Annotated in this window: 12 protein-coding genes and 1 pseudogene; 8 read left to right on the top strand and 5 right to left on the bottom strand. The window is 72.4% G+C overall.

Translation table 11 applies throughout. The features are described from left to right. Nucleotides 1-58 precede the first annotated feature (58 nt). Nucleotides 59-220 (top strand): annotated as a pseudogene (locus ACFWWR_RS06570) (biotin/lipoyl-containing protein); the annotation flags it as partial. Nucleotides 221-428: 208 nt separating this feature from the next. Here ACFWWR_RS06570 and ACFWWR_RS06565 read toward each other — a convergent pair. After that, nucleotides 429-1004 carry a phosphatase PAP2 family protein gene (locus ACFWWR_RS06565; protein ID WP_383865390.1) on the bottom strand — a complete coding sequence of 192 codons (576 nt, stop codon included), beginning with the start codon at nucleotides 1002-1004 and terminating at the stop codon, nucleotides 429-431. Beyond that, entirely contained in the window at nucleotides 997-2376 is a 1380-nt protein-coding gene (locus ACFWWR_RS06560) for a diacylglycerol/lipid kinase family protein (RefSeq protein ID WP_384302259.1), read from the bottom strand. The genes ACFWWR_RS06565 and ACFWWR_RS06560 overlap by 8 nt, the downstream gene beginning before the upstream one ends. 350 nt (nucleotides 2377-2726) lie before the next feature. Here ACFWWR_RS06560 and ACFWWR_RS06555 point away from each other — a divergent pair, with 350 nt between their 5' ends. Beyond that, nucleotides 2727-3842, top strand: a complete 1116-nt coding sequence (locus ACFWWR_RS06555) for an SGNH/GDSL hydrolase family protein (RefSeq protein ID WP_383865386.1) — start codon at nucleotides 2727-2729, stop codon at nucleotides 3840-3842. A gap of 13 nt (nucleotides 3843-3855) precedes the next feature. Here the strand turns inward: ACFWWR_RS06555 and ACFWWR_RS06550 are convergent, their stop codons facing one another. From ACFWWR_RS06550 to ACFWWR_RS06540, 3 genes are all read right to left on the bottom strand, one after another. Continuing rightward, the gene (locus tag ACFWWR_RS06550; RefSeq protein ID WP_383865384.1) at nucleotides 3856-4515 is read right to left on the bottom strand and encodes a YceI family protein; all 660 of its coding nucleotides are present in this window, start codon (nucleotides 4513-4515) and stop codon (nucleotides 3856-3858) included. Nucleotides 4516-4782: 267 nt separating this feature from the next. After that, nucleotides 4783-5142 carry a DUF485 domain-containing protein gene (locus ACFWWR_RS06545; protein ID WP_384302257.1) on the bottom strand — a complete coding sequence of 120 codons (360 nt, stop codon included), beginning with the start codon at nucleotides 5140-5142 and terminating at the stop codon, nucleotides 4783-4785. Nucleotides 5143-5682: 540 nt separating this feature from the next. Beyond that, nucleotides 5683-7221 (bottom strand): MFS transporter, encoded by a 1539-nt coding sequence (locus ACFWWR_RS06540; protein ID WP_384302255.1) that lies wholly within the window; start codon nucleotides 7219-7221, stop codon nucleotides 5683-5685. A 245-nt stretch (nucleotides 7222-7466) separates the two neighbouring features. Here ACFWWR_RS06540 and ACFWWR_RS06535 point away from each other — a divergent pair, with 245 nt between their 5' ends. The 6 genes from ACFWWR_RS06535 (at nucleotide 7467) to ACFWWR_RS06510 (ending at nucleotide 18100) form a co-directional block, all read left to right on the top strand. Beyond that, nucleotides 7467-8246 carry a carbonic anhydrase gene (locus ACFWWR_RS06535; protein WP_383865379.1) on the top strand — a complete coding sequence of 260 codons (780 nt, stop codon included), beginning with the start codon at nucleotides 7467-7469 and terminating at the stop codon, nucleotides 8244-8246. Nucleotides 8247-8520: 274 nt separating this feature from the next. Beyond that, the gene (locus ACFWWR_RS06530; protein WP_383865377.1) at nucleotides 8521-9447 is read left to right on the top strand and encodes a GNAT family N-acetyltransferase; all 927 of its coding nucleotides are present in this window, start codon (nucleotides 8521-8523) and stop codon (nucleotides 9445-9447) included. A 152-nt stretch (nucleotides 9448-9599) separates the two neighbouring features. After that, nucleotides 9600-10175 (top strand): hypothetical protein, encoded by a 576-nt coding sequence (locus ACFWWR_RS06525; protein WP_383865375.1) that lies wholly within the window; start codon nucleotides 9600-9602, stop codon nucleotides 10173-10175. A 409-nt stretch (nucleotides 10176-10584) separates the two neighbouring features. Then, complete coding sequence (locus ACFWWR_RS06520) at nucleotides 10585-12156, top strand: acyl-CoA carboxylase subunit beta (RefSeq protein ID WP_383865373.1); 1572 nt, start codon at nucleotides 10585-10587, stop codon at nucleotides 12154-12156. Nucleotides 12157-12230: 74 nt separating this feature from the next. Continuing rightward, complete coding sequence (locus ACFWWR_RS06515; protein WP_384302253.1) at nucleotides 12231-13988, top strand: fatty acyl-AMP ligase; 1758 nt, start codon at nucleotides 12231-12233, stop codon at nucleotides 13986-13988. Continuing rightward, entirely contained in the window at nucleotides 13985-18100 is a 4116-nt protein-coding gene (locus tag ACFWWR_RS06510) for an acyltransferase domain-containing protein (RefSeq protein WP_384302251.1), read from the top strand. Before ACFWWR_RS06515 ends, ACFWWR_RS06510 begins: the two co-directional genes overlap by 4 nt. Nucleotides 18101-18110: the final 10 nt, after the last annotated feature.

Here is an 18110-nt window from a genome sequence, read left to right as displayed (position 1 = left end):
AGGGCGCGCTCACTCCTCGGCATCGGGCCGTCGAGCAGTCCGGTCATCGGCACGGTGGCGCGTCGAGGCCGACGAGCCGGTGCTCGAGGTGTCGACCGACAAGGTCGACACCGAGCTCCCCTTCCCCGCCGCCGGTGTTCCGGCGTACATCAAGGTCGCCGAGGACGAGACCGTTGAGGTCGGCGCCGAATTGGCCGTCATCGACGACGGCACGGGCGCATGACCCGGTCATCAAGAACGCCGGTGACATCGACATCGCCGGTATCGCCAAGGCCACTGCGGAGCTCGCGGACAAGGTCCGTGCCACGCGGGTGGTGTCGAAGGCGGCCGGCGCCTGTCGAAGGCGGCCGGCGCCCCGCCCCAGTCCGCCCGACAACCCCGGCCGCATGGCCGGGGTGTCCGCGTTGCGCACGCGCAACGCGTGCTGCTCAGTCGTCCCAGCGGGCGGCGGCGAGGACCGCGGCCGCCGCCCCGGTTCCCAGTACGGCCCCGGCGACGACGTCTCCCGGGTAGTGCACGCCGGTGTGGATCCGTGAGTAGCCCACCGCGCAGGCCAGCAGGCCGAGGGGAACCGTGGCGGCCGGGAACGCGGGCCCGACGGCCGCGGCGAAGGCGACGGCCGAGGCCGTGTGGCCCGAGGGGAAGGACGCGGACTCCGGCATGGGCACGTGCCTGCCCGGAAACGGTGAGTCCTCGGCGCGGTGGGGTCGTGGCCGACGAACCAGGCGCTTGCCGAGCAGGTTGGCGGTCGTCGAGGCGACGCCGACGGCCGCGAGGCCGAGGGCGGCGGCGCGACGGGACCGACCGGGACGCAGGGCGAGGAACCCGGCGACCACGAAGGAGATCTTGGAGTGGTCCGCCGCCGCGGACAGCCGCCGCAGGGCGGAGTCGAGCGTGGGCGTCTGGGTGACCGTCACGGCCTCGTAGAGCGCCTGGTCGAGGGCGGCGAGATCACGCATCAGGCCTCGCTGGGCCCGAGGTTCCGGCAGCGGGCGGTCAAGCATCGCTCTGCTCCTGGTTCTTGCGGGACGGAAGGAGGGTGTGGCCGAGCGCGAGGCGGACCACGCGCCGCCAGTCGACGGACGGGGCGACGTACGCGGCGCCGGGACGGTGTCTGGGTACGCGCACGCGCAGTGCGCCGGGCCGCACCGTGCACACCACGGGAGGGCGCAGGGTGAGCGCTTCGCCGTCGACGGCCACCGGGATCAGCTCCTCGTCGGCCTCGACGACCACGCGACGCGACGTCAGCGCTGTGATGCTGCTGGCCCGCTCGCCGCGCAGCGCCAGTTCGGCGGCCTGCGCGGCGCTGTCCACCCGGATCGCGATCACGCCCAGCGTTCCCCCGTCGAGCCGCGGTCTTCGTCCACCGCCGAGGGGATCGGCCCGTCCGTAGGGGTTGTTGCTCACCAGCAGGGTCTGCGGGGCGTGCACACGGGCGTCGTCGGCCTGGACTTCCAGGGCCGTGCCGGCGTCGCCCACCAGCAGGTCCGGCAGCTGGTCGAGCGCGGTGGCCGCCTTGGCGTCCCGGTAGTCCGGGCTCTGCACTATCTCCGCGTACGCACCGAACGAGACCGTGTTGACGAACGGCCGCCCGGCCACGTCACCGAGGTCGACACTGAGTTCCACGCCGTCCGAGAGGGCGTACAGGCCGCTCGCCGGGTCCTCGCGGTCCAGGCCCAGGTCCATGGCGAAGTGGTTGCGTGTTCCGGCGGCCAGGACCACGAACGGCAGACCGTGCTCGGCCGCCACTCCCGCCACCAGGGCCTGCGTACCGTCACCGCCGGCCACGCCGAGCAGATCCGCGCCCTCGGCCACGGCCCGTCGGGCCAGAGCCACCGGATCCGGGTCGGCGTCGAGGTCGAGCAGTATCACCCGGGCGCCCAGCGCCTCGGCCCGCTCGACCAGCCCGTGTTGTCCGACCTTCCCGCCCCCGGAGCGCGGGTTCATGATCAGTACGGGTCGTCGGGGCGGCCGGGCCGAACGGGAGCGTGTGCCGTGCGGCGTGCGCAGGCGGCGCAGCGCGCTCCTGGCACAGGCAAGTGCCGCCACCCACGAGCCGAGCGCGGCCACCGCCACCACCCACAGGCCCGATACGGCGTACAGGACCAGGACGCCCAGGGGCGCGGCCAGGGCCAGCAGGGCACCGAGCAGGCGCGCCACGCCCCGGTGCGCGAGGGCCCACCACACGCCGGCACCGGCCAGGGCGAGTCCGGCCAGGCCGACCAGCAGGATCAGCCACTGGCCCGCGCCGGCCACCACCGCCGCGACGGCACCGGCAACGCACAGCAGGGCGAGCCGGGCCAGGGCGCGTGCCGACCCCTCGTGTCTGTCGGAGCCGTCCGGCTCCGACTCGCTCGTCGTTCGGGTCGCGTTCATGATGCGTCGGGCGGGCCCTCGGGTTCCCGTGTCCCGCGTGCACGGTGTCACCGGTCTCCCTGCCTGCTTCGGGCCCTGCCCTGGCTCTCCCTCCATCGTCGTCACGGCCGACCGGCTCGGCATCCGGACATCGGTGCCGCATGACCCGGGCGAGCCGGTGTCTCCCCGGTCGGCGCCAACGATCTCATGGGGGTCGCCGTCCGCGGGGCTCCGGGCTGCTCGCCTGAGACGGCGAAGATGTGTTCCCGAGGGGTTGACGGGGGCGTGTGTGACGGTCACCTTCGATAGCACCCCTGCCGTGGGAGCGCTCCCACAACAGGGGATCCTCTCCACCTGACCGAGGAGGCCCCATGCACACGCCTGGTCGCTTGTCCAGGAGAACGTTGGTCACGGCCGCCGCCGCGGGCGTCGTCACCGCCGTCGCCGCTCCCGCGCGGGCGTCCGGCGCGCGGACCCGGTACCACACGGCGGGCCGGGTCAAGAGCGCCGCCGACGGGTTGGTGCAATACACGTGGCCCGGCGTCTACTTCGAGGGTCGGTTCCGAGGGACCGGGGTCGGCATCGTCCTCGACGACTCCGACAACGACTACGACGTCCAGATCGACGGAACGACGCACGGCACCCTGGTGACCCCGGGCCGCACCGTCTCCCGGGTCGACGGCCTCTCCGACACAGAGCACACCGTGCGGCTCGTCAAGCGCACCGAAAGCCCGTGGGCCGCGGGCCGGTTCGGCGGGTTCGTCGCCGCGTCCGGAGGCGCGATCCTCCCGAGACCTCGGGCGCGGAGCAGACAGATCGAGTTCATCGGCGACTCCTTCACCGCCGGCTACGGCAACGTCTCCGGCACGCGCGACTGTTCGGGCAACGGAGGAGTGAACCGGAACAGCAACGCCGACCTCGCCTTCGGCGCCCTCACCGCCCGGGGCCTCGACGCCGACTACCAGATCAACGCCTTCTCCGGCCGCGGCATGGTCCGCAACTACAACGGCAGCAGCCCCGAGGCCGACTTCCGCACGTACTACGACCGGGCCCTGCTGAACGTCGCCGGCGACGTGTGGTCGAATCCGGGCACCTGGCGGCCACAGGTCGTCGTGGTCGGTCTGGGCATCAACGACTTCTCCACGCCCCTCAATCCCGGCGAGCGCTGGACCACGGAGGACGATCTGGTCGCCGCCTACGAAACCGCCTACCAGGGCTTCCTCGACAAGCTGCGCGCCCGGTACGGCCCCAGGACCTTCCTCGTGGTCAGCGCCACCCACCTCTACAACACCACCGCGTTCGCCGAGGCCACCCGGCGCATCGTCCAGGAGCGCAACCGGCGGGGCGACAACCGGGTCCGCCACTGGTACTACGACGATCCCGGCCTGGACTTCCTCGGCTGTGACTGGCACCCCTCGCTCAACGACCACCGGATCGTCTCCGGTCTGCTCGACGACCACCTCGCCGGACTGCCGCTGCGCTGGTGACCGGACGGGTCCGTCAGCCGACAGGCGGCGTACGGATAGCGGCGATGTCGAACTGGAGACGCACCTTCTCGCTCACCATCGCGCCGCCTTCGGCCAGTTTGGTGCTGTACGTCAGACCCCATTCGGAGCGGTTGATGGTGGTGGTGCCGTCGAAGCCGACGCGCTCGTATCCGAAGGGGTCGGTGACGTGGCCTATGTAGGTCAGTTCCAGGACGACGGGGCGGGTGCTGTTCTTGATGGTGAGGTCGCCGGTCATGCGGTAGACGTCGGTGCCCGCGAGTTGCACGGCGGTGCTGGTGAACCGCATGCGTGGGTGGTTCCTGGCGTCCAGGAAGTCGCGACCGGCCAGGTGGGCGTCCCGTTGTTCGACACCTGTGTCGACGCTGGCGGTGTTCAGGATGATTTCGGCCTGCGAGCGGGCCGGGTCACGGCCGTCGAAGTACAGGCGGCTCTGGTATTCCGTGAAGGCTCCGCGCACCGTGGTCACCATGGCGTGCCGGACGGAGAAGCCGATCCTGCTGTGCGCGGGGTCGATGACCCATTCCCCGGTGAGAGACGCCAGAGCGGGATCCGGAAGAACTGCGGAGGCGGCAGCCCGTGACGCGGTGGGCGCCATGGGAGCGGCAGCGGACTCCGGGCGGCGGAACGAGGTGCCACGGCTGAACAAATTCATGATTCACCTGAGTACTGCACCAGAGAAGTTGTGGCAAGTCCGCATCGAGCGCCGAAGCTTTTCGGAGCCGTACCGCACAACCTGCGCACCACCTCGGCATGGCCAGGGAACGAAAACTCCACACATTCACCATCCGGCTTCAAAGGAACGGACGGGAACGGGCCGATTGCAAGTCGGCCCACTCCTGTACGACTTCTCGGTCCAAAGGGCTCGAAACCTCTGGTCCACACCGCAGGCTGAAGCGGTCCGCGACCGCGGCGCCGGTCGTCACCACGGGCGGTACTCCCCCGCGCGGGGGGCCACGGGCGGCCGGGCCGCCGCTCGTCCTCGGGCCGCTGCCTCCTCCTGGTGACGGGCGAGACCGCGCAGGCCGCGGACGGCCGGTGCCACGCGGGTCCGCATATGGACGAGACGACGCCATACGATCACGGCCATCAGCGCGAACTGCCCGAGACCCAGAGCCAGTCCGAGGGTGAGGTGGCCACTCGGGGAACTGTTCATCAGGCCGGGCACGAAACCGGACAGCAGGACGTACAGCAGAAACCCGCCGCCCGCGGCGGCCGTGGCTCTCGCTCCGGATCGACGGTGGGCGCGGCGCAGCGACTGACAGGCGGGACCATGGGACACCGATCGTCGTTCCGGGTGATCGGGGGTTCGTTTCCGGAGAGGACCACGGCCCGCCGAGCCATGGGGAATGCCGTGGCACTGTGCACCTTCTTCGCTGTCCTCGCCGCGCACCTGATTCTTTCGAGCGGCCGACCATCCAGATCGCGGGCGTGGGCGGGCACACCGGAGTCATGCTCGGTGCGGCCTGTGTGGGGGCACGAATTCGAATTTCGCGTGATTCGAATTCCGCAGCTGACTCATTTCACGCGCTCAGGTGCCCGCACTCCAGGCCGCTCGGCCTGCGAAAGGACACCATCAGGAAGAGGACCGCACCTTTTCTCCGGTCAGGTTGGTTGAAATGCAGTGCCCGACTTGGCCTTCGACGTCAGGCCATGACCGAGCAGCCCCGGTGGATCCGCCCGGCCGCGTTGAACAGCGCCGGGCCGCGCCGGCGCCGTGGGGCGACGGCGGGGCTCGGTCAGGTCGTCGACGGGGAGCAGGGGCGGGGACGGCGCCGTGAAGCAGGGGCCCGCACTGACCGGCCCTGCACCCACCGCGTCGTCAGCGGACCCCGGTGTGTCGGCGTTCGACGCGGTACAGGTCCGTGGAGGTACTGATCAGTTCCCGCTGCTCCTCCCGCGATCCGACCATCGGCTGCGAGCCGTTGAGCGGGACCTGGGCAGTCTCCGGCAGGAACTTCACCGTCACGAGGCCGATGACACCGGCCAGCATCAGGTAGTAGGCCGGCACGAGGTCATTGCCGGTGACGCTGACCAGCGCCTCGGTCACCAGCGGTGTGGTCCCGCCGAAGGCGGCGACGGCGAAGTTGAAGCCGATGCCCATGGCCGCGTAGCGGACGGCGGTCGGGAACAGGGCGGGCAGGGTGGCGGCGCTCGGAGCGGCGAAGCAGGCCAGCAGGGTGGAGAGGATCAGTACGCCGAGGATCGGCGCCCAGGTTCCGTCCGCCTTGATGAGGAGGAACGACGGGACGGCGAGGACGATCATCGCGGCGGCCGCGACCGCGTAGACGGGCCGTCGGCCGACACGGTCGCTGAACCGCCCGATGAAGGTGATCAGCAGCACGATCCACACCATGCCGATCAGCACCAGGACGTCGGCGGAGCCGCTGGAGCGGTGCAGCGTCTCCGTCTGATAGGTGGGCAGGAACCCGGTGACCATGTAGTTGGTCACGTTGTAGAGCAGCACGAGGCCCATGCAGATCAGCAGCGGCCGCCAGTGGTCCTTGACGATGGTGCGCAGCTCGCCGCCCGCCGACTCCTGGGCGAGGTTCTTCTCGTGTTCGTCCAACTGCTGCTGGAACGCCGGGGACTCCTCCAGCTTGAGCCGCATGTAGAGGCCGATGACACCGAGCGGCCCGGCGATCAGGAACGGCAGGCGCCAGCCCCAGGAAACCATCTCGGCATCGCTGAGCAGCAGGTTCAGCACCGTGACCAGGGCGGAGCCGAGGGCGTAGCCGGTGAAGGTGCCGAAGTCGAGCCAACTGGAGAGGAAGCCGCGGCGGCGGTCCGGGGAGTACTCGGCGACGAAGGTGGTGGCGCCGCCGTACTCGCCGCCGGTGGAGAAGCCCTGGACCATGCGGGCGAGCAGCAGGAGCACCGGGGCCGCGATGCCGATGGTGTCGTAACTGGGGATCAGGCCGATGGCGAAGGTGCCGGCCGCCATCATGATCATGGTGGTGGCGAGCACCTTCTGCCTGCCGATCCGGTCGCCCAGCGGGCCGAACACGAGGCCGCCGAGGGGCCGGACGACGAACGCCGCGGCGAAGGTCGCGAAGGACGAGACCACCTGGGCGGCCGGTGAGGCGCCCGGGAAGAAGACCTTTCCGATGGTGGCGGCGAGGTAGCTGTAGACGCCGAAGTCGAACCACTCCATGCAGTTGCCGAGCGCGGAGGCGCCGACCGCGCGCTTCAGCAGCGGCAGTTCGACGACCTGGACGTCCTCTTCACGAAAGGCACCCCGGTTCCGGCGGAGCCGTCGGCCCAGCTCCTCCCGGACCTGCTGCGGCAGGTTCGCGACTGATTTCGGGATGCTTCCCCTGCTCGGCGGATTGGACTGCCCCTCGGGCCTCGCCTCGACCACGCTGCCGCCTTTCTCCCGACATGACCTGTACCGCGCCGATCGTCCGGCGCACGTCACAGCTGCTGCCCGAGTTCGCGCGCGGCACACGGGAAACGCCCGTCCTCGATCAGCGGCCGCCCGGCAGGTCAAGGCAAGCGCTGGGTAACCCCAAGAGCAGGCCAAGATCCGCTGATGACTTTCCCCCGTCCGGCCATGGTTGGGTAACGCGAAGGATCAATCTGCGACTCGGACATACGTTCCTCTCCGTGAAGACCGAAGACACCCCCCTCAGACCCTCCGGCCTGCAGCCGGCCACCTCCGCCCGGGCACGGTTCGCCGCGGCCCGTCCCGCTCGCCGCGGTTTCCTGCGCGCCGGGCTGACCGGGGCCGCGGCCCTCGGGACCGGCGTCACCCTGGGCGCCGCCCCCGCCTCCGCCGCGAGCCGCGGCACGAGCCGTCGTCCCGGCACTCCCGAAGAAGCCCTGCGGGAACTGGCGGCGGGCAACCTGCGCTGGCGCACCTACCGGGAGAGGCACCCGGACGAAGCCCCCTCCGTCCGGCAGAGTCTGACGTCGGGGCAGCAGCCGTTCGCCGTCGTCCTCGGGTGTGTCGACTCCCGGGTACCGCCGGAGCTCGTCTTCGACCAGGGCCTCGGTGATCTGCTCACCGTGCGCACCGCCGGGGAGGTCCTGGACGAGGCCGTGCTCGGCAGCGTCGCGTTCGGTGTCCTCGAACTCGGGATCCCGCTGGTCGTGGTGCTGGGCCATCAGTCGTGCGGTGCCGTGAAGGCCGCCGTCCAGGCGGACATCTCCGGCGAGGAACTGCCCGCCCACATCCAGTATCTGGCCGACCGGATAGCGCCGAACATCGACCGCGCCAAGAGCGGCGACGCCCGCGTCGACTCCACCATCGACGCCAACATCCGGGCCGTCCGCACCCAGCTCGCCGCCGAACCGGATCTCGCGGCGAAGGTGAGCGCCGGTCAGCTGGCCGTCGTCGGCGCCCGCTACGAACTGACCAACCAGCTCGTCCACCACATCGCCTGACCACCACCGCGGGCGCGCGGGCTGACGGTCCGCGCGCCCCGGACGCCGGGTGCGACGAACGGCCCGACGACGCCGGCAGCCATCGCACCTCGCCGAGGACCTGCCGGCCTGTCTGCTGCAGGGGATGGCCCTGGCAGCGCCCGTGCCGGACGGGCCGCCCGGCGGGCGTCCGGCCCGGGCCCGCCCATCACCCTTTCCACAGCACAGGGCGCAGTGGCACGCCGCGCCCCGAAAATCCGTTGCGGCGGCCCCTCCTCCGCCGGACCCTGACCCCATGTCCTCGCTGCTGCGCCCTGCCTCACTCGCCGACGCCCCGGTCATCACCGATCTGCTCAACGCCGTCGACGTGATGGAGATCGGCCGGGGCGAGACCGATCTGCACACGGTCGAAGCCGATCTCAGGCATCCGGAGACCGATCTGGAGCACGACTCCTGGCTGGCCTTCGACGGAAACCGGCTGGTGGCGTACGGGCTGCTGTGGGACGAGTCGAAGGGTGAACGCATCGACGCCGACCACTACGTGCTGCCCGATCACCAGCCGGCCGGGGCACGGATCCTGGAGGCGATGGAGGCCAGGGCGCTGCACAAGGCGCGTGGCAACGGTGCCGAGCGGGCCGTGGTGCATCTGCATCTCAACGTGGCGCCCACGCTGGACACCGGGCTGCTCCGCGCGCGGGGGTGGACGGTCGTACGGCGGTATCACGTGCTGCGGCGGGCCCTCGGTCCCGGCGAGGTGCCGCCGCCGACGGCGCCCGCCGGGGTGCGGGTGCGGTCCTGCGAGGCCGAGGCGGACCGGACGCGCGTGCACGAGCTCTACCAGGCCGCGTTCGCCGAGCACTTCGACTTCCAGCCGCGCGCGTACGGCCAGTGGCTGCACGACGTCGACGGCGAGCGGCTCGACTGGTCACTGGTGTGGATCATCAGCACCGACGACCTCGGGGACGTGGGGTTCCTGATCGCCCGTGACGACCGCGAGGCCATGGGGTGGATCCGCAGTATCGGCGTGGTGCGCGAAACCCGGGGGCGAGGGCTGGGCGGGTTCCTGCTCCGGCACGCGTTCGCCGCCTTCACCGGGCGGGGACGGGACGCCGTGGGACTCGGCGTGGACACCGCCAACGCCACCGGGGCGCCCGAGTTGTACGCGCGGGGCGGGATGGGAGTCCACTACGCCGTCGACACCTGGGAGGTGACCCTCAAGTGAGGCCGACACCGGTCCGGGCGACCGCGCCGTTCGCCCGAGTGAGCCTCTGGAGTGGTGAGATCACCGGAACTGACTGACGGTGGATCACGTCGAGGTCGGGTCACGTCGGCTGACGAAGTGGCAGCTGTCCCGACCAGGCGGAAGGAATGCAGATGCGCTCTACACGCATGCTTCTGGCCACGGCGGCGGCCGCGGCGGTCGTCGGGATCGCCGCTCCCGGCGCTCACGCGGCCGATGGCGACTGGGGCCGCGAGAAGTCGTCGGACAGTCATGAAAGCTCTTCATACGGCAAGGAGCACGGCAAGGACGGAAAGCACGACGCGCCGCGCGGTGGCATGCACACCGGTGGCGGCGCGCTGACCGTGGCGGACGACGAGGAGTGGGCCACGGCCCGGGACCCCAAGCACGACCCGGAGACGTACCGGAACGACAAGGACGGCACGGAGGCGTACAAGGACACCAAGCACGACCCGGAGACCTACAAGGACTCGTACAACGGCGGCCACTCCAAGGACGGCTACGACAAGCACGACTCGGAGACCTACAAGGACTCGTACAGCGGTGGCCACTCCAAGGGCGGCTACGACAAGCCCCATGGTGGGGTGCACACCGGAGGCGGCGCACTTGCCTCGCCGGGTGTGACCGCCGGTGGGCTGGCCGTCCTGGCGGTCGCGGGCGGCGGTCTGTACATGGCGCGCCGCAACAGGGCCGCCGGAAACCTGGCCTGACCGTGCCGGACGCGATAGCGGCCGGGGTCGCCACTCGTGCGCCGGGTGGCGGCCTCGCCGGCTTTACCGGCGCCCCGGGCCGGCTCCGGCTCGTCACCCTGACATCTGTCAGGTACCGGCCCGCACCGACGACGCCTCCCAGGTTGCGAGCGGTCGCGGACGGGGGAAGCCGGTCGGCGACCGCTCGTCACGACGTCGCCGGCACAGGGAAGAGGGCCTCCCGAGCCGTCGATCGTTCACCGCTGTGCTCGCCACCCGGACGGGCTGGTGCCGACGCCTCACGAGGGGCCGCTTGTCACTCCGGGACTAAGCGGCGCCGCGCCGCACTCACCTAAGGCAAACACGACGCCGATCCGCCCGGCCCTCCCTCCGGTCGCTGCCATATTCGAAGGCGACTTCGGAGGTGGCTGTGACGACTGAGGTGACGACACCCGAGGCAGCGGAGACGGCGAGCTCGACCGACCGAACCGTCGACCGTGTCGCCGACCTGCAACGCCGCCGAGCGGCGGCGGTGGCACCGGGCGGCCCGAGAAGACGCGGGGAGTTCGGGGCGCGGGAGCGGATCGAAAGACTGCTCGACCCGGGGTCCTTCACCGAGACGGGACAGTTCGTCCGCGCCCGCTTCGCCGAGGGAGGGGGGCGTCGGCCGTACGGTGACGGGGTCGTCACCGGTCACGGTACGGTCGACGGCCGTCCGGTGTGTGTGTTCGCCCAGGACTCCACCGTCTTCGGCGGCAGCATGGGCGAGGCCTTCGGGGAGAAGACCGTCGCCCTGATGGACCTGGCCCTGAAGACCGGCTGTCCGGTCGTCGGGCTCAACGACTCCGGCGGCGCCCGCATCCAGGAGGGCGTCGCCTCGCTCGCCCTCTACGCCGAGCTGGTGCGCCGCAACGTGCAGGCGTCCGGGGTGATCCCGCAGCTCTCGGTCGTGCTGGGGCCGTGCGCGGGCGGGGCCGCGTACTCGCCGGCCATCACCGACTTCACGGTGATGGTGGACGGCGCCTCGCACATGTTCGTCACCGGGCCCGACGTCATCGAGGCCGTGACCGGCGAGCGCACCACCGCCGAGGACCTGGGCGGCGCCCGTGCCAGCAACGCCGTCAACGGCAACGCGCACTTCCTCGCCGCCGACGAGGGCGACGCCCTGGAGACCGTACGGGAACTGCTGTCGTACCTGCCCGCCAACAATCTCGAACGGCCCCCGGAGTACGCACCCGGAGCCGCGCCCGCCGCCGACCTGCTCGACGAGATCGTCCCCGACCGGCTCGGGCAGGTCTACGACATGCGGGACATCCTGCGGGCGGTCGTGGACGACGGTGAACTCCTCCATGTGCAGGAGTTGTTCGCGCCGAACATCATCTGTGCGCTGGCACGGGTCGAGGGCCGTTCGGTCGGGGTCGTCGCCAACCAGCCGCTGCATTCGGCCGGGGTGCTCGACATCGACGCCTCCGAGAAGGCCGCGCGCTTCGTGCGGTTCTGCGACGCGTTCGGCATCCCGCTGCTGACCTTCGCCGACGTGCCGGGCTATCTGTCCGGCGTGCGCCAGGAGCGGGGCGGGATCATCCGGCGGGGCGCCAAGCTGTTGTACGCCTACGCCGAGGCGACCGTTCCCAAGGTGACCGTGGTCGTCCGCAAGGCGTACGGGGGCGGCTACGCCGTGATGGGATCCAAGCATCTGGGCGCCGACGTCAACCTCGCCTGGCCCACCGCGCGGATCGCCGTCATGGGCGCGGAGGGAGCGGTGGGGGTGCTGCACCGGCGTGAACTCGCCGCCTCGGACGATCCCGAGGCGCTGCGCGCCCGACTCGTCGCCGCGTACGAGAGCACGTACGGCACCCCTTATCTCGCGGCCGAACGCGGATACGTCGACGCCGTCATCGCGCCGCGCGAGACCCGCGCCCACATCTGCCGCGCCCTGCGCACCCTGCGGGGCAAGCGGGCACCGATGCCGCAGCGACGGCACGGCAACATCCCGCTCTGAGCCTCCGGCCCGTTCCACCGCGCAACGCCTCCGCCCCGCAAGACGCTTCCGCGACGTGAGGAGCCACTCCCCTGATGGACAGCCGCCCCCCGCTCACGCCCGCGTGCCGGACCCTGCCGGAGTACGTGCGGCACTGGGCCGAAGCCGCCCCCGACCGACGGGCCTTCACCTTCGTCGACCATCCCGCCCCGCACTCGCGCGGCGTGCACCGCACCCTGACCTGGCGGCGCCTGGACCTGCGGGTGCAGGCGCTCGCCGCCCGGCTCGCCGAGGAGGCCGAACCAGGGGCGCGGGTGGCACTGCTGTGCCCGCAGGGCGTCGAGTACGTCACCGGGTTCCTGGCGGCACTGGCCGCCGGGATGGTCGCCGTACCGCTGTACCCGCCCGGTCTGCCGGGCCATGCCGACCGGCTCGCCGGGGTGCTGGCCGACGCGTCCCCCTCGGTCGTGGTGACCACCCGCCGCGAAGTGGAGACCGTACGGGAGTTCTGCGCGGACGAGTCCGTGCGCGTCGTCGGCGCGGACCAGGTCGCCGATGCCGCCGCCGAGCACTTTCGGCCGGTCGCCGTCGACCCGGAGGCGGTCGCCTATCTGCAGTACACCTCCGGGTCGACGCGGGCGCCGGCGGGCGTGGAGATCACGCACGGCAATGTCGTCGCCAACGCACGGCAGGCGCTGTCCGCCTACGGCGCCGACGCGCACCCGGTGACCTGTGTCGGCTGGCTGCCGCTGTACCACGACATGGGGCTGGTGCTGAGTGTGGCCGCCCCGGTCGTGCGGGGGCTGCTGTCGGTGCTCATGGATCCCGCGGCGTTCCTGCACCAGCCGGTGCGTTGGCTGCGGCTGCTGGCCGCGCATCCGCGGACGCTCACCGCCGCGCCCAACTTCGCCTACGACTACTGTGCCGCCGCCGTCACCGCCGAACAGAAGGCGGATCTGCGGCTGAACGACGTCGTCGCGCTGATCAACGGGAGCGAGCCGGTGCGGCCCGGCACCGTCGACCGCTTCCACGCCGCGTTCGCCGAGCGGGGGCTGCCGCCGGAAAGTCACTGTCCCTCGTACGGGCTTGCCGAGGCGACGGTGTTCGTCAGTGCCGCCCGGCCCGATGAGCCGTTGCGGCGGTTCGCCCTGGACCGGGACGCCCTCGCCGCCGGCAAGGCCCTGCCCGCGCGGCCGGACGATCCCAGGGCCGTGCTGCTGGCCGGCTGCGGAACGCCGGCGGGTCAGCGGGTGCGGATCACCGACCCCGCGACGGGTGTCGTCCTGCCGGAGGGGGAGGTCGGTGAGATCCGGGTGCAGGGACCCAACGTCGGCCGCGGCTACCGCAACCGGGTTTCGGAGACCCGGGACGTCTTCGGCGGGGAGTTGGCCGATCCCGGAGCCGGCGGCCGCTGGTTGCGCACCGGTGATCTGGGGACGGTGCTGGACGGGCAGCTGGTGGTCACCGGGCGGCTGAAGGACCTCATCGTCGTCGACGGGCGCAACCACTACCCGCAGGACGTGGAGGCCACGGCCCAGGAGGCGCATCCGGCGGTGCGCCGCGACCGGCTCGCCGCGTTCCCCGTGCCCAGTCCGGAGGGCGAGCGGGTCGTGGTCGTGGCCGAGCACGCGCGCACGGCGCACCTCGACGCGATCGACGTACCGGCTCTGGTGCGGACGGTGCGCGCCGCGGTCTCGGTACGGCACGGGCTGCGGCCCGCGGACGTGGTGCTCGTGGCTCCGGGGACGGTGCCGCGTACGTCGAGCGGCAAGGTGTCGCGGGCGCTCACGCGGGCGCGCTATCTGGAGGGCGCCTACGGGCAGCCCGTCGGGGCGGCGGGGGGCGCGGCATGACGGCCGCCGACGAGGCCGCGCTGCGCCGGATGATCGCCGAGCGGGTGGCCGCCTGGAACGACATGGCTCCCGAGAACGTCCCCATGGACCGGCCGCTCGCCGACCTCGGCATGTCCTCACGGGACGCGGTCGCCCTGGCCGGGCAGCTCTCGCACGCGCTCGGTCGCGAACTGCCCTCCACACTGCTGTGGGAGACGCCGACCGGCGAAGCGCTGGTGGCCCGTCTGTGCGGCTGGGCGGAGGAGATCGCCCCACTCCCGGTGGCTCCCACGGTGTCGCCCGGTGAGCCCGTCGCGGTCATCGGGGTCGGTTGCCGGCTGCCCGGCGGGGTGCACGGGCCGGCCGACTACTGGCGGCTGCTGAGCGAGGGCGTCGACGCGATCCGGCGGGTGCCGGAGGACCGGTGGCGTGACTTCACCGCGTTTCCGCCCGCCGACGCGTCCCCGTACGGCGGCTATCTCGACGACGTCGCCGGGTTCGACGCGGACTTCTTCCACGTCACCCCGCGCGAGGCGGCGGTGATGGACCCTCAGCAGCGGATCCTGCTGGAGGTCGTCCACGAGGCGCTCGACCACGCCGCAATCCCGGCCGCGTCCCTGGCGGGCACCGCCACCGGTGTCTTCGTCGGCATCTCCGCCCCGGAGTACGGGCAGCTCACCGGTGCCGACCCGGCCGCCGTCGATCCGTGGGCGCCGGCCGGTGCGGCCCTGAGTGTCGCCGCGGGACGCCTGGCGTACGTCCTGGACACCCACGGGCCGAGCGTGGCCGTCGACACGGCTTGTTCCTCCTCGCTGGTCGCCCTGCACCAGGCCTGTGTCAGCCTGCGGACCGGTGAGAGCGACACGGCGATCGCCGCCGGGGTCAACCTGCTGCTCTCCCCCACCGTCGGTGTCGCGTTCAGGCGGGCCGGGGCGCTGGCGCCGGACGGCCGGTGCAAGCCGTTCTCGGCGGCGGCCGACGGGATCGGCCGTGGTGAGGGGTGCGCGGCCGTGCTGTTGAAGCGGCTCTCCGACGCGGAACGGGACGGGGACCGGGTACTGGCCGTCGTCCGTGCCACCGCCGTGAACTCCGACGGCCGCTCGGGCGGCCTGATGGCGCCCAACCCGGCCGCCCAGCAGGCCGTGCTGAGAAGCGCGTACGCCCGGGCCGGGCTCGATCCGGCGTATGTCGACTACGTCGAGGCGCACGGGACCGGCACTCCCCTCGGCGACCCGATCGAGGCGGGCGCGCTGGATGCCGTGCTCGGCGCCGGCCGCGACCCCGACCAGCCCCTGCTGCTCGGTTCCGTCAAGGGCAATGTCGGCCACCTGGAGTCCGCCGCGGGCATCGCCGGACTGGTGAAGACGGTCCTCGCCCTCCACCACGACCGCATCCCGTCCTCCCTGCACTGCGCCGACGGCGCCCTGGGCGACACACGCCTGCGGGTGGTGACCGAGCCCGAGCCGTGGCCCCGCTACGGCGGCACGGCCGTCGCCGGCGTCTCCGGCTTCGGGTTCAGCGGCACCAACGCCCACGCCGTACTGGAGGAATGGCGGCCCGGAACCCTGCTGCCCGGCGCCGGCCAGGAGCCCGCCGCCCGTCTGTACCCGCTCTCCGACATCGACACCGAGCGCCTCCACGACACCGCCTCCCGGCTCGCCGACTGGCTCCGCACGGGCGAGGGGCGCACCGCCCGCCTAGCCGACGTGGCACGCACACTCGCCGGGCGCACCGGCCGCGGGCCCGTACGGGCCGCCGTCGCCGCCCGCGACCGGGACGAACTCACCGACGCCCTGGAGGCGTTGACGGCAGGACGGACCGATGCGCGGCTCGTCACGAGCGGGAGTGGTCTCGTCGGGCGCGGGCCGGTGTGGGTCTTCTCCGGGTACGGCAGCCAGTGGGCCGGCATGGGCCGGCGGCTGCTGGAGGAGGAGCCGGCGTTCGCGGCCGCCGTGGAGAAGCTCGATCCCCAGCTGGCCCCGGAGTGCGGACTGTCCCTGTACGACCGGCTGGCGTCCGGCGACGGCCTCAACCGCCTGGAGGTCGCGCAGCCCGTCCTGTTCGGACTTCAGGTGGCACTCGCCGAGTTGTGGCGTTCCTACGGTGTCGAACCCGCCGCGGTGATCGGCCACTCCATGGGCGAGGTGGCCGCCGCCGTGTGCGCGGGCGCCCTGGACGTGCCGGACGCGGCCCGGGTGATCGCCGTACGGGCCCGGCTGCTCGGCCGGTTGAGCGGGGGCGCGATGGCGGTCGTGGACCTGGAAGACGGTGAACTGGACGCGTTGGCACGGGAGTTGCCCGGAGTTCAGGTGGCCGTGCACTCCTCGCCGCGTCACAAGGTCGTCACCGGGGACGAGGCGGAGGTGGCTCTGCTCGTACGCCGGCTGGAGCGGGAAGGGCGGGCGGCGCGGGCCATGCGGGTGGTGGGCGCCGGACACTCGCCCCAGGTGGACGCGTTGCTGCCGGAGCTGACCGAGGCGCTGGCCGGGCTGCAGGGGCGGCGGCCGCGGGTGCCGGTGTACTCCACCGTCCTGGACGACCCGCGCGGCGACAGCGAGTTCGGCGCCGCGCACTGGGCGGCCAACCTACGGCGGCCCGTGCGTCTGGACCGGGCGCTGGCGGCGGCCGCCGCCGACGGCCACACCACCTTCGTGGAGATCTCGCCGCACCCGGTCCTGACGGGGGCCGTCGTCGACACCGTGCCCGACGCCCTCACCGTCGGCACGCTGCGCCGCGACGCGGACGGCTCGGCGGGGTTCGTACGACAACTCGGTGCCCTGTACGCCGCGGGGGTGCCTCTGCCCCTGCCGCCCGGCCGTGTCGTCGACCTGCCCGCACCTCGCTGGCGGCATGTGCGGCACTGGTGGACGGACGGCGCTCGCAGCCGCGACGGGTCGGCGCCCGTCGGCACCAGGGACTGGTCGGCCAAGGCACCCGTCGCCGCCGGGAACACGTCGGCGAACGCCCCCGACGTCGCCACCGGGAACAGCTCGGCGCATGCGCCCGTCGCCGTCGGCCACGGGTCGGCGGACGCCCCGGTCGCCGCCGGGCACACCGAGTCCACCTCCGTGCTCGCCCGGCTCAGCCACCACGTCGCCGCCGTCACCGGGCACCCCGCGGCCCGGATCACACCGGACGCCGCGTGGGCGGACCTCGGACTGGACTCGCTGATGGCCGTCCGCATCCGTACGGCTTTGGAGCGGGAGTTCGGGATCGAGCTGCCGCTGCGCGACCTGCTCGGCACCGCCACCGTCGAGGAGGCGGCCGGGCGGGTCCGGCGGGCGGTGGGCGAGGGCTCGCCGTTGCGGGTGCTGCGGGACGCCGGTTCCGGACCTCCGCTCTTCCTCGTGCATGCCGCCGGCGGTCCGACGGACGTCTACCGGGCGCTGGCCGAACGGCTCGGTGACGACCGGCCGGTGTACGGGCTGGAGCGGGTGGAAGCGGCGCGCACGGTGACCGAGAAGGCCCGCCGCTACGCGGAGGCCATCGCCACCGCCCATCCCGACGGGCCCTGCCTGCTGGGCGGTTGGTCCTTCGGCGGGTTCGTCGCCCAGGAGACTGCCCGGCACCTGACCGCCGCCGGGCGCGACGTCGATCTGGTGGTGCTCATCGACTCCGTGCGGCCCCTCCCTCAGCCGGGGCGCACCCGGGCCGACCGGATCCGCGACCACTTCGCGGGCTTCGCCCGGCACGTCGCCGAGACCTACGGTGCCCGGCTGGAGCTGCCGTACGACGAACTCGTGGCGACGGACGACGACGGGGAGCGTATCGACGCCGTGCTGCGGGCGCTGCGCGAGGCCGTCGACGTGCCGCCGGCGGCGCTGCAGCATCAGCGGTCCTCCTACCTGGACCTGACGATCGGCGAGGCGCACCGGCCGGGCGCCTACGACGGGCGGGCGGTCCTGTACCGGGCCACCGAGCCCGCGCCGCACACCGTGCGCGACCCCGCGTACGAACGGGACGACGAGGCACTGGGCTGGGACGAGGTGTGCTCGCGCCTGGAAGTCGTCCCCGTGGGGGGACACCATCTGTCGCTGCTCGATCCGCCGCACGTCGACGAGATCGCCGTCCATCTTCGGCGTCTGCTCGGCGCATCGGCGCACGCCGCCGGAGGGGCCGAGCACACCAACTGAACCGAGATCC

The sequence above is a fragment of the Streptomyces sp. NPDC058678 genome (genome assembly GCF_042714835.1).
Taxonomy (GTDB): domain Bacteria; phylum Actinomycetota; class Actinomycetes; order Streptomycetales; family Streptomycetaceae; genus Streptomyces.
This window is presented reverse-complemented; position numbering and strand designations above follow the sequence as displayed.

Excerpts from the sequence above, each read along its gene's own strand:
- ACFWWR_RS06565 (WP_383865390.1), bottom strand. The coding sequence starts at position 1,004 with ATGCTTGACCGCCCGCTGCCGGAACCTCGGGCCCAGCGAGGCCTGATG.
- ACFWWR_RS06560 (WP_384302259.1), bottom strand. The coding sequence starts at position 2,376 with ATGAACGCGACCCGAACGACGAGCGAGTCGGAGCCGGACGGCTCCGAC.
- ACFWWR_RS06555 (WP_383865386.1), top strand. The coding sequence starts at position 2,727 with ATGCACACGCCTGGTCGCTTGTCCAGGAGAACGTTGGTCACGGCCGCC.
- ACFWWR_RS06550 (WP_383865384.1), bottom strand. The coding sequence starts at position 4,515 with ATGAATTTGTTCAGCCGTGGCACCTCGTTCCGCCGCCCGGAGTCCGCT.
- ACFWWR_RS06530 (WP_383865377.1), top strand. The coding sequence starts at position 8,521 with ATGTCCTCGCTGCTGCGCCCTGCCTCACTCGCCGACGCCCCGGTCATC.
- ACFWWR_RS06525 (WP_383865375.1), top strand. The coding sequence starts at position 9,600 with ATGCGCTCTACACGCATGCTTCTGGCCACGGCGGCGGCCGCGGCGGTC.
- ACFWWR_RS06515 (WP_384302253.1), top strand. The coding sequence starts at position 12,231 with ATGGACAGCCGCCCCCCGCTCACGCCCGCGTGCCGGACCCTGCCGGAG.
- ACFWWR_RS06510 (WP_384302251.1), top strand. The coding sequence starts at position 13,985 with ATGACGGCCGCCGACGAGGCCGCGCTGCGCCGGATGATCGCCGAGCGG.